We start from the raw sequence: 554 nt of genomic DNA, 5'->3' as shown, positions 1-554 counted from the left end.
GAAAAACCTTTTCTATGGGCTTGTGAGAATTTACTTGATAAAGATTTAAATAAACCTTTTGAAAAATTAGAACCTTTAAGTTTAAATAAACAAAATGAGTTTTTACTTAAGGCTTATTATAAAGTTTATCAAAGTATTAAACATTGTAGAGATTTTAGTAAAATACTCAGCAATGATTTTGAAAAAATACAAAGTGTATATTTGAGTTTAAATGAAAAAGAAGAATATTTAAATTTAGCTATTGAAAAAATAGATGAGTTTAAAAATAAACTTGAAGATATAAAACAAATGCAAGATTTATATGAAATTTTAAGTCCTTTGCTAACTCAATTTGAACTTAATCTTGCTAGAATTTATGTTTTAAATCCTAAAACCAAAGAAGATGCTTTTAATAAAAGTATTCTTTGGATAAAAGAACATTTAGAATTTATGGAATTAGTTTATGGGCATATTAAAGCACAAGAAAATGCTTTGATTAAAAATATACTTCCTTTAGAAGAAAAACTTAAAGAAAGAAAATTAGATAAATGGATGGAAAGGGTGAGAAGGTGAGA

1 pseudogene is annotated in these 554 nt (G+C 23.3%); it reads left to right on the top strand.

Features of this window, described 5'->3' with window-relative positions:
- Positions 1-552: pseudogene (locus KAR88_RS08715) on the top strand (motility associated factor glycosyltransferase family protein); the annotation flags it as partial.
- Between the last annotated feature and the right edge of the window lie 2 nt (positions 553-554).

Source organism: Campylobacter sp. JH23 (assembly GCF_017846595.1).
GTDB classification, from domain to species: domain Bacteria; phylum Campylobacterota; class Campylobacteria; order Campylobacterales; family Campylobacteraceae; genus Campylobacter_D; species Campylobacter_D coli.
This window is presented reverse-complemented; position numbering and strand designations above follow the sequence as displayed.